Source organism: Cohnella kolymensis (assembly GCF_000829465.1).
GTDB classification, from domain to species: Bacteria; Bacillota; Bacilli; order Paenibacillales; family Paenibacillaceae; genus Cohnella; species Cohnella kolymensis.
Genome location: NZ_JXAL01000033.1, coordinates 157,741 through 171,009 on the forward strand (window position 1 = coordinate 157,741; position 13,269 = coordinate 171,009).

General features: G+C 48.7%; 13 protein-coding genes and 1 pseudogene. 4 read left to right on the forward strand and 10 right to left on the reverse strand.

Translation table 11 applies throughout. The features are described 5' to 3' along the window. Window positions 1–74: 74 nt before the first annotated feature. Entirely contained in the window at window positions 75–1,082 is a 1,008-nt protein-coding gene (locus SD71_RS20515) for a potassium channel protein (RefSeq protein WP_326998799.1), read from the reverse strand. Window positions 1,083–1,248: 166 nt separating this feature from the next. Between SD71_RS20515 and SD71_RS20520 the strand changes: the two genes are divergently transcribed. Both SD71_RS20520 and SD71_RS22670 read left to right on the forward strand, forming a co-directional pair. Continuing rightward, window positions 1,249–1,977 carry an endonuclease/exonuclease/phosphatase family protein gene (locus SD71_RS20520; protein ID WP_041067468.1) on the forward strand — a complete coding sequence of 243 codons (729 nt, stop codon included), beginning with the start codon at window positions 1,249–1,251 and terminating at the stop codon, window positions 1,975–1,977. Between the two features lie 82 nt (window positions 1,978–2,059). Next, window positions 2,060–2,467: a hypothetical protein gene (locus tag SD71_RS22670; RefSeq protein WP_052476468.1), complete on the forward strand. Its 408-nt coding sequence runs from the start codon at window positions 2,060–2,062 to the stop codon at window positions 2,465–2,467. A 44-nt stretch (window positions 2,468–2,511) separates the two neighbouring features. Here the strand turns inward: SD71_RS22670 and SD71_RS22675 are convergent, their stop codons facing one another. The 9 genes and pseudogenes from SD71_RS22675 to SD71_RS20560 form a co-directional block, all read right to left on the reverse strand. Next, window positions 2,512–2,892 carry a response regulator gene (locus tag SD71_RS22675; protein WP_052476469.1) on the reverse strand — a complete coding sequence of 127 codons (381 nt, stop codon included), beginning with the start codon at window positions 2,890–2,892 and terminating at the stop codon, window positions 2,512–2,514. Then, window positions 2,852–3,412, reverse strand: a complete 561-nt coding sequence (locus SD71_RS22680) for an ATP-binding protein (RefSeq protein WP_052476470.1) — start codon at window positions 3,410–3,412, stop codon at window positions 2,852–2,854. The genes SD71_RS22675 and SD71_RS22680 overlap by 41 nt, the downstream gene beginning before the upstream one ends. After that, a complete protein-coding gene (locus SD71_RS26335; protein ID WP_082034381.1) occupies window positions 3,375–3,527 on the reverse strand; it encodes a PAS domain-containing protein in 153 nt (50 codons plus the stop codon). The genes SD71_RS22680 and SD71_RS26335 overlap by 38 nt, the downstream gene beginning before the upstream one ends. 166 nt (window positions 3,528–3,693) lie before the next feature. Further along, complete coding sequence (locus SD71_RS24100; protein ID WP_161793427.1) at window positions 3,694–3,870, reverse strand: hypothetical protein; 177 nt, start codon at window positions 3,868–3,870, stop codon at window positions 3,694–3,696. Between the two features lie 44 nt (window positions 3,871–3,914). Beyond that, window positions 3,915–5,165 carry a hypothetical protein gene (locus SD71_RS20540; RefSeq protein ID WP_041067474.1) on the reverse strand — a complete coding sequence of 417 codons (1,251 nt, stop codon included), beginning with the start codon at window positions 5,163–5,165 and terminating at the stop codon, window positions 3,915–3,917. Between the two features lie 12 nt (window positions 5,166–5,177). Further along, complete coding sequence (locus SD71_RS20545; RefSeq protein ID WP_041067476.1) at window positions 5,178–6,026, reverse strand: hypothetical protein; 849 nt, start codon at window positions 6,024–6,026, stop codon at window positions 5,178–5,180. Continuing rightward, window positions 6,023–6,712, reverse strand: coding sequence for an ATP-binding cassette domain-containing protein (locus SD71_RS20550; protein WP_041067479.1), 690 nt, complete (start codon window positions 6,710–6,712; stop codon window positions 6,023–6,025). The genes SD71_RS20545 and SD71_RS20550 overlap by 4 nt, the downstream gene beginning before the upstream one ends. Then, window positions 6,705–7,142, reverse strand: a complete 438-nt coding sequence (locus SD71_RS20555; protein ID WP_041067482.1) for a GntR family transcriptional regulator — start codon at window positions 7,140–7,142, stop codon at window positions 6,705–6,707. The genes SD71_RS20550 and SD71_RS20555 overlap by 8 nt, the downstream gene beginning before the upstream one ends. 82 nt (window positions 7,143–7,224) lie before the next feature. Then, window positions 7,225–10,421, reverse strand: a pseudogene (locus SD71_RS20560) (DEAD/DEAH box helicase). 372 nt (window positions 10,422–10,793) lie between these two features. On the opposite strand from SD71_RS20560, the gene SD71_RS20565 reads away from it, so the two are divergent. Together SD71_RS20565 and SD71_RS20570 are read left to right on the forward strand one after the other, a co-directional pair. Next, window positions 10,794–11,429, forward strand: a complete 636-nt coding sequence (locus SD71_RS20565; protein ID WP_041067485.1) for a hypothetical protein — start codon at window positions 10,794–10,796, stop codon at window positions 11,427–11,429. Further along, a complete protein-coding gene (locus SD71_RS20570) occupies window positions 11,426–13,249 on the forward strand; it encodes a fumarate reductase flavoprotein subunit (RefSeq protein ID WP_041067487.1) in 1,824 nt (607 codons plus the stop codon). Before SD71_RS20565 ends, SD71_RS20570 begins: the two co-directional genes overlap by 4 nt. Window positions 13,250–13,269: the final 20 nt, after the last annotated feature.

A 13,269-nucleotide genomic window follows, 5' to 3' on the forward strand; every position in this document is an offset into this window, starting at 1 on the left:
ATGCTAGTGTTATTTTACACTCTGTCGAGAAAATGTGGCAAGCCCCTGCGCTTAAAATTCAAAAGGCCGCCGAGTTATCTCTGCAGCCTTCCTTCTCCTTCGCGCCGAAGCGTTATGATCGTCTCTTTGTCGGTGATCACATAGAGCTTCGCGTCAGGAGGAACAGGATCGTTCAAGCGGCGGTTGATTCCCATGTCGCTCCGGTCCGCAATTAAGGTAGCTCCCTTTCGAATCAGATCCTGGAAGGCTTCGCCATACGTTGCCCAAGCCGGATTCACGGGGATTTCGTATAGATCGGCTCCGTCCTTCCGACTCAGAAGCTGCGTATAAATGTCGATATTCCCCTCATGCAATGCAGCCCTCACGGCCAAGCGTGAAACGGCATCATGGGAGAGCACGAACTCGTTCACCTTCACATGTCGGAAATTCTGAATGTGCTTTTCCATTACGATTTCGACGGTCGTATGAACCTCCGGCGCATACCTTTCAATACTGGAGGCAATCAGCAGGGATTTGCCGTCAACCAGAGAGGAATCGTCGATGCGGGAATCCGAGAAAACGATGGCAGCGCGAGCATGCCGGACGGCGGCGTTCTCCAGGGTTTCAACCGATGTTGGGTCGCCGCTGACGAAATGTACTTTATTGTGATCGTAAGGATGTTTATCTGAGTCGTCTATGATGACGATCTCGATGTCTTCGTCGGTAGATAAAATCTCTTCCACAGCTAATTTGGCCTTCCTGCTCCAGTTGATCAATATAATGTGGTTATCGCCTTGGTATTTCAATTGGCCGGCTCCCCTTTTACGGTGGATTTGCACAAAATAATCGATTATTTTCCCGATAACCAAGCTCAGAAGCCCGATTCCGAATACGAACAGAAACATAGCGAATGTTTTGCCCGGAACGGTCGTCGGATAAAAATCCCCATAACCGACGGTCGCTATTGTTGTCATGACCCAATATAGTGCGTTGAACCATCGTTCCTTGAATGTCGCAGGCTCGAGCAGATAAATGAGAGTTGCACTGGATAATACGAACATAACCGTTCCGATTAAAAGAAAGACGCTCTTAAGCCGAAACAACTTCAGCGAAAGCTTGCGTATGATAAACAGCGTGCGTCACCTCTCATTCGTCCCATTCTAAATACATGAGAATCATATCATACTCCTTGTATGAGCTGAATTTGATTTTCCAAACAATGGAACGTTACAATAGATTACATTCTCCTGAGGGTGGTGTTCGTTCACGATGACCGAACTCAAAATCATGATCTATAACATGCACCACGGAAAAGGAATGGACGGGCAGCCTAACCTCGAGCGGATTGCGAAGCTGGTGAAAGAAATTGATCCGGATATCATCGGTTTTAATGAAGTCGACCGGTTCTTTCATAAAAGAAGCGGCTTCAAAGATCAATTCTCCTGGTTCTGCGGGGAGCTCGGTTTGAATTGTGCCTTCGGTGCCGCGATTACAAGAAAAAAGGGCGACACCATACGTGAATACGGCAATGCCCTGTTTTCCCGTTTTCCTATTGTGTCTCACACCAATCATGGACTCAGGGCGCGGCGTTTAACGATCAGCGAACCGCGGTCAGTGCTGGAAGCCGGAATCGATTTGGGCGGCAAGCAACTCCTGAAGGTTTTTCTGTCCCACCTGAGCTTTATTCCGATCCTCCGCAGAATACAGACCGAGCTGGTCGTTCAGCGACTTGAGGCCGAGTCCGGTCCCTCCGTTCTCATGGGCGACTTCAACATGATTCCCGGCTCAGGTTCATGGAACAAAATCACCCGTGTGTTGAACGATGTGACTCATCAGTTACACGGTCGTCCTTTAAGCACATTCCCCTCTGTTCATCCGGTCACGCAGAAAGACTATATTTTTACCAGCCCGCAGATCGTAATCCGGAACGCTGAGACAATTGACCGAGATCGACGTGCCTCCGATCATTTGCCTTTACTGACGAAGGTCAGTGTTTGAAAATCATATTGTCTGGAGGTAACGAATAAGTTAAATGGATCTTACATATGGGAGGTATTTATATTGAAGAAGTTTTAGCATTTTGCTCTCCATTATCATCTCCGTGTTTTTGCTAGCTTCGTTAGTTGCCGCTAAGAACCCTCACACCGATCGTTTCAACTACCCTGACCGCGTCGACTGGGCACTGAAAAAATTAGAAAAAGCAACAGAAAAGTATCGTGACGTGAATAAAGCCATTGCCGATGGCTATACACCTACCGATGAGTTCGTGCCCAATATGGGGTACCATTATATTAATTTCCGGTTAATCGATGACCAGGTTGATGCACTGATGCCGGAAGTGGTCATTTATGTGCCGGATGATAAAGGCGGCTTAAAGCTAGTCGCTGTCGAATATATTTCTACGGTACCAAATCATCTATACGGTCTCGAGTTCCACCAAATCAGACGGCTGCAGGCAGTTCACATCATCATTGACCCAATCATGTGAGCGACACAAAAGGCCGAACGTCTAAGGCGTTCGGCCTTTTAGTGCTATTTCACGTACTCATTTAAAAGCCTTAGGATGACGTCCCGCTTTACAGGCTTGCTGACATACGCATTCATCCCTGCGGCTAGGCACTTTTCCCGATCGCCCTTTAAGGCGTTGGCCGTGACCGCGACAATGCAGGGGCTTTTCTCCTTGAGATCTTGTTTTATCGCCTTCGCCGCATCGAGGCCGTTCACAATCGGCATGTGCAGATCCATGAAGATGAGATCATACTGCTCTTTGAGCGCCGCTTCGACCGCCTCTTTGCCGTTTGTGACGGAGGCAACCCTGTGCCCCATTTTTTCAAGCATTTTGGTCAGCACTAGCTGGTTGATGGAATTGTCTTCAGCGAGCAATATGCTCGCCTTGCGTTCCGTATGCGGCATCTGCACGCGAGCCTCTTCGCTGTGGGGGGGGCGATATTTTCTGCAGCCTGATGGTGAAGGTAAAAGACGAGCCGCTCTTGCCGTCACTCTCCGCGTAAATCTCGCCGCCCATCATGCCGACAATTTTACTGCTGATGGCAAGGCCAAGGCCAGTGCCTTCGTACTTGCGCGTCGTAAAGCTGTCAATCTGTACAAACGGTTCAAAAATGTTGGTGAGCTGGTCGGGGTCAATCCCAATGCCCGTATCCGTTACGGTAATGGCCAACAGGGACGCGTCTTCCTTCGCTAGTCTCACCCTTACCGATATGCTGCCCTTTGGCGTAAATTTGACGGCATTGCCGAGCAGGTTCAGGAGCACCTGTTTCAACCGCTCGTAGTCGCCGTAAATATAGTCAGGAACATCGTGATTGATGGTGCTGCAGAGCTCCAGATTCTTTTCTTCGGCTCTCGCTGAAATGACGCTGAAGCTGTCCTTGATGCATTTACGCAGATCGATGGTAATAGCCAAACATCTGTTCAATGGCGGGGTTCACCGTTAAAATCAAACCATCTGGACTAATAAGGGCGATCCCAAAGGGAGCATGCTCAAACACCTGTTGGTTGAAGGATTGTTGGTTCAAGTTTACGCGATGCATGGCTTGCCTCCATATGTGTAAGATAATGTTTACAAGAAGAAAAAAGACCCCCTACTTTGAAGGTCTTATCGTTCAGAAATGCAAAGTAATCATAACTTTCAAAGTTATTTACCCGTTTTCTAATTTATTGAACCAGGTACTAAAAAGATTTTTTAATATATTTCATTTATGACAACACTTTCTGCTTCACCCGAATGGTTGCTGATATAATCGTTTTTTTCATCATCACATTCTGATCCACATCCGGCATTGTATGAAATTCATTGTTCTTACCCAGTGCCAACAACGCTGTCTTGGCGGCTTCATGTGCAAGATCTTCATTTTGAAGGACATAAAACGCCATCTGATAAGCATCAATTTCCAGTCTCCGTAACGATGCTGCGTTTCTCATATTCGAGGAGTCAGATTGTAAAGCCTAAGGTGCTTCATGTGCTCTTCCGCCTCAGAGGCCGGGCCGTCGACAACGACTTCCCCTTGATACAACAGCGCCCCCTTGGTTGCATCAATGACAGCGATCATCGGCTTATCATTGACGGCCATCATCGGCTTATCATTTTGATGGAGAAGAATGATCACCCGATTACCTGACATGTAGGCACTGCCTATAGAGACGGCTCCGAGCTGCGCGGCTGTATATGATGTTCTTTTATATGCTTCCTGCAGGGTGTCCAAATCGTAGCCGGAAACGGAAATATTCGCGCTGCCATAGGTCAATACAGACAGCCGGTTACCGTTTAAATTATACTGCTGATGGCTATTCAGACTTGCTGCCGTCCAACTTTCAGGTATTTCTATAAGTTTCCCTGTCTTGTAAGAGTAAGCGAAAAAATGATCGGCAATCGGTTGGCTGCTGTAAGACTGATTCCGGTCCACGGTGACTTTCTCTTCACGGACGGCAAGCAGCACATAATTACCCGGCGCAGAGCTGACTTCATGCGAGATGACGTTGTGACTATATCTAACACCCTCACGATCGATAAACTTGTAAGGCAGCTCTTCGTTTCGAATGAGATGTCCGTTCGACAAGTCCAATACATACTTGCGAAATTTAGTCGAAAACTCTGTACCCGACATAGCACTCGTGAGAATTTGAAGTTCATTATCGTACCGCTGCACATCCACCACTTGCGCGTTGTGATAGGGTGTTTGTTCACTAATAATCGTTGCAAACTGATCTTCTCGCCCTGTCTTCACGTTAAGAACTTGTACGCGAATCTCTGTCTCCGGCTTTTCTATATTTGCCGGGCTTTGGGAAACGGCTGCGTAGATAATCCATTCTTTATCCATATAAAAACTGTCCGGATCGGTTTTCCCTCTCATGAAATCTCGGTGTTCTTTAACCAATTTTCTCATGTCGCTGTGCTGGTAAAACCACGAGCGGGCATTCTTAATTTCTTGTTCGTACATCGATTGACGACTGCTATATTCGCTCCCTTCGGTCGTTACATTCACGATCTCGGAACGCATTCGCGCTCCGTAATTGCCGGACAATTCAATTCCGTCGGCCTCTTTCTGATCCCCTTTTACCGCAACAAGCTTAAACTCCGGAAGACGATCCGTGCTGCGGTAAAAATAGTAAGTGCCAATAGAGACGATAATGAGGAGGACTAGAATAACAGACGAATAATAGCGTTTCATGATAACCCTCCCTTACACCGTAATCTTCTTGGCCAGAAGCCGAAATCCAAGCCACACTGATGATGCCACAACAAGTGCGAAAATTACCATCTCAATCATGAAAAACTCTTCCGGATATAAATAAGCGCTAGGATTAAAATAGGTCTGATTCGACACCGGCAATATGATAACTGCAGCGGCACAAGCAATTAGATAGAGGATAGCGTACAGAATGCCCAGCCGCCGGTAACTTCTTTCGAGCAATATGGCCGTGAAGACAGCCAGTACGGCGCTGAATCCCAGTCCGTATGAGAAAACAAATTGATCGAAATTTTGCGGCAGCAGAAAGGGAAGTGCCTGATTCGCTGCAATCACATCCGCAAAATAAGAAGCCTCCCTCATTTCAGCAGGAACGATGAGGTTAAAGATCACATTTTCAACGGGCAGCAACAGCAATTGAAAGGCAAGCATTCCGAGTATGAACGCCAGAATTGCTGTGGCTTTCGCAAGATAAATATTTCGCCTTGCGGTCGGCAGCAGCAACAACCTGTAAACAAACGTGTGACGCCCAAACCAATCGCGATACCAAATCAAGAAAATATACAGTCCAAGCACCGCAATGCTTAGCAGGATCGGAAGAGCGAACCAAAACTGAATCCCGAACATGGTGGATGCGAATGAAAGCTTACCGCTTGGAAATAAAGCGCTCCCGACGTCTATTGATTGATGGTTCAATATGTCTTCTTTTCTTTTAGCTACTTCTCTGACAAGGGTTCTGATAATGACCCCGATCTGCACTGCCGCAGTAATCGCCATCAAACCGGCTAAAATATATCGAAACCGGTGAATTTCCATATGTAATAGTTTCAAATATCGATTCATACCCACAACACCTCCCTCATCACGTCCACCACCGATTTCCCTTCCTCACTGCGAACTTGCTCACATTGGAATTCTTTTGCGACTGTGCCGTGACTCAGAAGAACGGCTTTATCGAGCAAATGCTCTATTTCCCCTACTTCGTGTGTGGTCAGAAGGACACCGCGCCCGTCTATCAAATCAGTGGAAAATACCTCCGCAATCGACTCGCGGCTGAACAGATCAATGCCCGAGAATGGTTCATCCATCAGCACATAATCTGTGTCCTGGGCGAGACCGATGACCAGATTATATTTGGCGGCAGTGCCTTTGGAAAGATTACCTACTCTTTCACTTGTATCCAATCGAAAGAATTTCATGAGCTCTCCGGCACGTGCCTGATTCCAGCTCTGATAGAAGTCCGCCATGAACCGCAGTCCTTCCGACAGCTTCATATAAGACGGCATCGTGAGATGATCCGGAATGAAAGCCACCTTCTCGTACGTCTCCCGTTCCCTGGCTCGGCCATCGATGCGAACGGTTCCCTTACTCATTGGCGTCAACCCCATAATCGCCTTGAGAACAGTGGATTTTCCCGCCCCATTCACCCCGATCAGGCAGGTGACTTGTCCCTTTTCGGCAGTGAAGGAAACTCCATTCAATACATTGCGCAATCGGTAACGCTTATGCATGTTTACGACCTCAATCATTTCTATCACCGCCTGAATCGGAAATCTTCGTGCTCTCATGTAGTCTTGCCTCATTAAATTCTCTCTCCACCAAATCTAGCAACTCTTCGATCGGCACCTCAATCTTTCGAATGGATGCGATAAACGCTGCGACAGTGTCATGAAGCAGCTCCGTGCGTATACTTTGGAGGATCTCCATCTGATTCGTAATGCGGCTAGGGGAGTTGCCCTCGGTCACGATCAATTGTTGTTCCTCCATTTCCTTATAGGCCCGCTGAGCAGTGTTGGGATTAATTTTGAACAAGGCCGCCAATTCCCTTCTTGACGGAATAACCTGACCGGCTTCCATCCTTCCGGTTGCAATCTGTTCTTTGAAATGCCGAACAACCTGAAGATAGACCGGATCACGATTGTTGAAAAAAACTTCCGTCCCGCCATCATTCGTGTGCATACGATTCCTCTCATTCAAGTGTATGTATTAAGTAGTTCATACACTATGAGCGTATTATGCCATTCATACACTCACATGTCTATTAAATCATCAGAAGCTCGCGAATTTCATCCTCAGACAAGGCAGACAGACCTTCTTGGCCCGGCTGGATCACTTCATCGATCAAGTTCTTTTTCTTCAGCTGGAGTTCATACATCTTGTCTTCCACAGTGCCCTGGGTGACCAGACGGATCACTTGGACAACTTTCTTCTGCCCAATCCGATGCGCTCGGTCCGCCGCCTGTTGTTCCACCGCCGGATTCCACCAAAGATCGTACAAGATCACGGTATCCGCCCCGGTCAGGTTCAGTCCGGTGCCTCCGGCTTTTAACGATAGAAGAAATAAATCTCGTTCACCTTCATTAAATTTGTTACACAACTCAACACGTTCGGCAGCAGGGGTTTGCCCATCCAAATAGAAAAACGGCACACCCCGATAACCAAGCTCACGACCGATAAGGCCAAGCATTTCAGTGAATTGCGAGAAAACGAGTATTCGCTTCCCTGTGCTGCGGTACTCCTCCACCATCTCCATCAACTGATCGAATTTGGCCGAGCTTCCTGCATAATCTTTCACGAACAAAGCAGGGTGGCAGCACAGCTGGCGAAGCCGGGTTAAACCGGCTAATATTTTGATCCGGTTTTTGTTAAAATCGTCCGAGTCCAAATGTTTCAGTGTTTCTTGCTGCAGCTTAGCCAAGTAGGCCGCATACAGCTTCTTCTGATCCGGCAGCAGCCGGGAAGCTTGCAGCGTCTCGATCTTCTCCGGCAGTTCCTTCAATACATCGGACTTGAGTCGGCGCAGCAAGAACGGACGGATCCTTTTGGCCACAGCTTCCCTGGTCATTTCAGCAAAATCGCTCCTGCCGGGAAAGAGCCCGGGCAGTATGATATCGAAAATAGACCAAATTTCGTCTAGTGAATTCTCCACAGGAGTTCCCGTTAAGGCGAAGCGGTGCCGGGCAGTCATTGCTTTTACCGCTTGGGCCGTTTGCGTGTAATAGTTCTTGAACGCTTGAGCCTCATCCAAAATGAGTGTATGGAAGGATAAACGGCCATATCGGGCATAGTCTCTGCGCAATAGCGGATAAGAGGTGATGATCACGTCCACTTGTGATAAATCACCCAGAGCGCCGCTTCGCTCCTCTTTACTGCCATCGGCTATGACGACTCGAATTTGAGGTGCGAATCGCTTAAGCTCATTGAGCCAGTTATACATGAGCGAGGCAGGCGAGACGATCATGGCCGGCATTCCCGCATTCCGAATTTCAGGCAGCACAGAAACGAGAAAAGCGATGCTTTGTACGGTTTTGCCCAAACCCATCTCATCTGCCAAAATACCGCCGAAGCGATAGCAGGAAGCGTCTTCAGCCACTGGTAACCGTATTTCTGGTAATCCCGGAGAGTACCGGAGAGATCGTCAGGAATGGGAAACTCGAGATGGTCCGGATTCCGCATGCTTTCCAAGAGCCGGCGAAACGATTTACCCAAATTTACGGCGTTCCCCATCTGCACGGTATCTATCAAATGAAGCCCATGAACGACAGGCAGGCGAGTTGCCGATCCGTTCATATCACTCTTGTGCATACCAACATCGTTAAGAAAACGGATTATTTCCTGGAACTCGGAGCTTTCCAGCGGTAACAGTGCACCGTTTGGCAGCCGGTGGTACTTACGTTTCTCTTCAAGTGATTTAATGACATTCCGTATCTCGGATTCGGGAATTCCTTCAATCTCAAACTTCAGTTCCAACCAATCGGTTCGTTCATCAACATCGACCATTACCTTAGGATGGACATGACCCCTGTGGAGTCTCAATTTCACTGCAGATGTGGCATATACCTGTACCAGCCTCTCCAGCTGTGGAACGACACGGTACAGAAAATGGTATTCCTCGGCTTCATCAGACAAAAAATATCCGCCTTCCGTCTTAATGAAGGCGCTTTGCTCTATAAGCTCGAGAATTTGCCGCTCTTGATCCACGTCCCGTAACAGTATTTGATCCTCTCCGCGCTGTTGTCCGTTTGCTTCTAAAGGGTTGATGACAATATCACCATATTGAAATTCCAATCCGGCGAGCAGGCGATCCTTCACCCGGTCCAAGAAAAGCGTGGCCTTTAGCGGTGTTTGCACCATTCGATCCGACACTTCTTGGGCGATGCTCACGCTGCCCAGCTTCATCAGACCTGGGATTACCTTGTCCATAAAAGGTCCTGCTTGCTCCGGCATGATGTACATTTGGCGTTTACGTGAGCCCTCGAATATTTTCTTTAGTTCGTTCAGACGTTTGAGGTGAAACGGCGCTGGTTTCAGCAGTTTACCCTCGGCTATGATAACTCCATATGCCTCCATAATGGTAATCTTATCTAACCCTTGTACCTTCAATTGATAGCCTTCTGCCAGACCGTTTGATTGGTCGAACGCAAAGACGAGCGGCATGGGTTCGTCCGATAATAAGATTCCATCATATGTACTTTCATTGTGCACAAGCTTTACCGATGAGGCATCTGTAAGCAATGATAGAAGTCCTTCCCATGAGGCAGGGGGGATCCTAAGCAGCCGGTGGGAATGAGGGCTTACTGCGTCATTGTAAAAAGGTTGATTGTGAGCAATTTGAATTAACGATTGAATAATCGCATCGTTTTCTATTTGAAAGCTGTGGAGCTCCGGATCGTAAGTGAAAGGTTTGGAGATGACACAGCATTCTCTTTTATTGATGTGACTGAGGAGCTCCCTTACATTCTGCACGATATATAATCGTTTACTCCCAATCTTCATCTCAATGCCGAACATGTTATTCCCATTATTGTCATCAACGGGTTTGCAGATGAATTCCACATTGACGACCTCCCTTGCGTCGAAGAGAGGTCGTGCGCGAGTTGGACGCAGCGGTTTGTCGTCAAATAACTGCAGCATCCTGCTCGTCAGTTCCCTGTCTGCCGACGACCTGGCAGGTCGAATATCATTGATATTCAAAAGGACGGCGGCGATATGTTTGCAGTATTGGTCGTCAGGATGAAACACGGGGCAGGAACACTCGGCATCGAGTTCCCCCCGCGAGCCATCGACGGACACTCGAATGAGTGTGCCTTCTCCTTCGATCGTTGCTTCAAAGATTGATGTTTCTAGATCTTCCCTCGTAAATGTTACTTTACCGGCGTGATATATCGCTTCGCCGTCTTCATAAGAGAATCGTCCGCACAACAATCTAATGACCTCTTCATTCAGCTCAAAGCTCATGACATGAGTTCCTTTCTGTTCATTAACATGAGTTGTCCCGGAAAGGTTTTATTTTCACATGGTAACATAAAACCGCAGAATCGCCATGCCCTACTGCATGTTAGCCATAGATTTGGAATAAGGTTTATTGTGACCCTCGCACAGCAAATACCGATTAGAGAGGACGGAACGCGAATGACGATTTCCGATTGCTGTGGCGCCGCGACGAAGGTTGTATATCGGTCGGATCATCCTTTCGTTTATGACGACTCCTATGAACTAATCGTTCCGGTGTTGGTATGCACCGAATGCGGAAAGGCCCTTGGGCTGGATGCTGACAAGGCCCCTGAGGAACCGTCACAATAATGATTCCAGTTGCAAAGGAGAATGGTTATGCAATTGCAGAAGGCCTTGACCCGAACCAGCAAAGCCGACTTCATTACGGAAATGGTCCAGACGGTCAGCGGCTTGTTGTTGGTCGGATTTTTGTGGACTCACATGCTTTTCGTCGGTTCCATTCTTCTGGGGGTGGAAGCTTTTAACCGGCTTGCCGGCTTCATGGAACAGTTTCGACTGTTGGATGTGGCTGTGGTGTTCGTCATCCTGACGGTGGGAGCTCATGTCGGGGCTGTTTTTCGTCGCATCCCCAGCCGATGGCAGGAGCAGAAGATTGTATGGAAGCATGCGAGAACAATCAAACACTCGGACACCTGGTCCTGGCTCTTCCAAGCAGTAACAGGCAGCGCGATGCTGATTCTGGTCATCATCCATGTATTCATTGTCGTGTATGCAGGAATCAATGCGAAATTAAGCGCCGATCGCGTTCAATCGTGGATGCTCGGATTTTATATCGTGCTTCTATTGTTGGCTGAGTATCATGCCAGCGTCGGGCTTTATAGGGCTTTAGTGAAATGGGGATATGTGAAAAGAAGAAGCCTTAAAAAAGTGTTGTCCGTCATCACGGTTTGTACGATAGCTCTGGGGCTCGTGAGTCTGTGGTTATTTTTATCGCTGGGGGATTCTCTATGAGCCGATATGATAGCTTCGCTTCAGATGTAATCATTGTCGGAGCCGGGTTAGCAGGTGAGCGCGCGGCGATTGAGGCGGCTTCTCAAGGACTGAATGTCATCCTATTAAGTTTAGTTCCACCGAGGCGTTCACATAGTTCGGCGGCACAAGGCGGGATGCAGGCGTCGCTCGGGAACAGCGCCATGGGTAAAGGAGACAGCACCGATGTTCATTTTGCCGATACGGTCAAAGGCTCCGATTGGGGCTGCGACCAGGATGTGGCCCGGCTCTTTGTAAATTCCGCACCGGTTGCCGTGCGACAGATGGCTTTTTGGGGAGTGCCCTGGAATCGAGTTGTTGAGGGCAAACGCATGTATGACGGCAAGGAAATCCAGGAAGATGCCGAAAAGGAAGGGTTGATTGCGGCCCGGAACTTCGGCGGAACGGCAAAATGGCGTACATGCTATACGGCGGATGGAACCGGTCATACCTTGCTCTATACCATGGACAGCGTTGTCATTAAGCTCGGGATTACCGTCCATGATCGAACCGAAGTTCTATCGTTGATCCATGACGGCACCAGGTGCAGCGGTGTGGTTGCCAGATGTTTAAGAACCGGTAAACTGCGGGTGTATACGGCGAAAACTACCGTAATCGCAACCGGCGGATATGGTCGTCTTTACGGAGCTTCCACCAACGCAATCATCAATGAAGGCAGCGGAATGTTCGTAGCATTGGAAACAGGAATTGTTCCTCTAGGTAATATGGAGGCCGTCCAATTCCATCCGACGAGTATCGTCCCCACCTGGATTCTGATTACCGAGGGTGCGCGCGGTGACGGCGGATACTTGCTGGACAAAGATCACCACCGGTTTATGCCCGATTACGAACCGAATAAGAAAGAGCTGGCGTCCAGGGACGTGGTTTCACGCCGTATCATTCAGCATATCCGCAAAGGGTATGGTGTTGAAAGTCCTTACGGGGCACATGTCTGGCTGGATATCCGGCATCTCGGCGCCAAGCACATTAATACGAATTTGCGTGAAATCGCCAATATAAGCCGAAATTTTGCCGGAATCGATCCGATCCATGATTTGATTCCCGTTCGTCCGACTCAGCACTACAGCATGGGCGGCATCCGCACCAATATTGACGGTATGGCGTACGGGCTGGACGGATTATTCGCGCTGGGTGAATCAGCTTGTTGGGATCTGCACGGTTTCAATCGCTTGGGCGGCAATTCCCTGGCTGAAACGGTCGTCGCCGGAATGATCATTGGAGAGAAAATTGCCAAATACACAAAAGAAGCCTCCGTCCATGTATCCTCTGCTCTCATTGAAGATCATGTAAGATTTCAGGAAGACCGTATCGACGCTTTGATTCATCACCGCAATGGCAGCGAAAACGTCTATCAGCTTCGCCGTGAGATGGAACAAATCTTAAGCGAGCACGTCGGCATTTTCCGTTCAGAGGAGGCCTTAACGAAAGCGGTGGGCCGGCTGCACGAGCTGCATCAACGTTCGTATCAAGTGGGCCTGCGCAGCGGCGGACTCGGCGGAGACCCCGAGCTGGCTTCGGCGCTCAGAATTACAGGAATGATCCGGCTCGCTTACTGCATCGCAGCTGGAGCGCTTGCCCGGCAAGAAAGCCGCGGCAGCCACTTCCGCGAGGACTACCCCAAACGGAACGATGAGCAATGGTTGAAACGAACCTTGGCCTATTGGCCGGTTGGAGCGGCTGAGCCCGTCCTGGAATATGAACCCGTGAAGATTACCGAATCTCCGCCCGGCGATCGAGGATATGGCGAAGCGAGCACGCAATCGGCAACGGTTAAATCTTAAGCTTGGAAAGCGAGGAACAT

What these genes read in the sequence shown, in the direction of transcription:
- SD71_RS20520 (WP_041067468.1), top strand. Translation starts at nt 1,249, where the DNA reads ATGACCGAACTCAAAATCATGATCTATAACATGCACCACGGAAAAGGA.
- SD71_RS20555 (WP_041067482.1), bottom strand. Translation starts at nt 7,142, where the DNA reads ATGCACACGAATGATGGCGGGACGGAAGTTTTTTTCAACAATCGTGAT.
- SD71_RS24100 (WP_161793427.1), bottom strand. Translation starts at nt 3,870, where the DNA reads ATGGCGTTTTATGTCCTTCAAAATGAAGATCTTGCACATGAAGCCGCC.
- SD71_RS20565 (WP_041067485.1), top strand. Translation starts at nt 10,794, where the DNA reads ATGCAATTGCAGAAGGCCTTGACCCGAACCAGCAAAGCCGACTTCATT.
- SD71_RS26335 (WP_082034381.1), bottom strand. Translation starts at nt 3,527, where the DNA reads ATGCATCGCGTAAACTTGAACCAACAATCCTTCAACCAACAGGTGTTT.
- SD71_RS22675 (WP_052476469.1), bottom strand. Translation starts at nt 2,892, where the DNA reads ATGCCGCATACGGAACGCAAGGCGAGCATATTGCTCGCTGAAGACAAT.
- SD71_RS20550 (WP_041067479.1), bottom strand. Translation starts at nt 6,712, where the DNA reads ATGATTGAGGTCGTAAACATGCATAAGCGTTACCGATTGCGCAATGTA.
- SD71_RS20545 (WP_041067476.1), bottom strand. Translation starts at nt 6,026, where the DNA reads ATGAATCGATATTTGAAACTATTACATATGGAAATTCACCGGTTTCGA.
- SD71_RS20570 (WP_041067487.1), top strand. Translation starts at nt 11,426, where the DNA reads ATGAGCCGATATGATAGCTTCGCTTCAGATGTAATCATTGTCGGAGCC.
- SD71_RS20540 (WP_041067474.1), bottom strand. Translation starts at nt 5,165, where the DNA reads ATGAAACGCTATTATTCGTCTGTTATTCTAGTCCTCCTCATTATCGTC.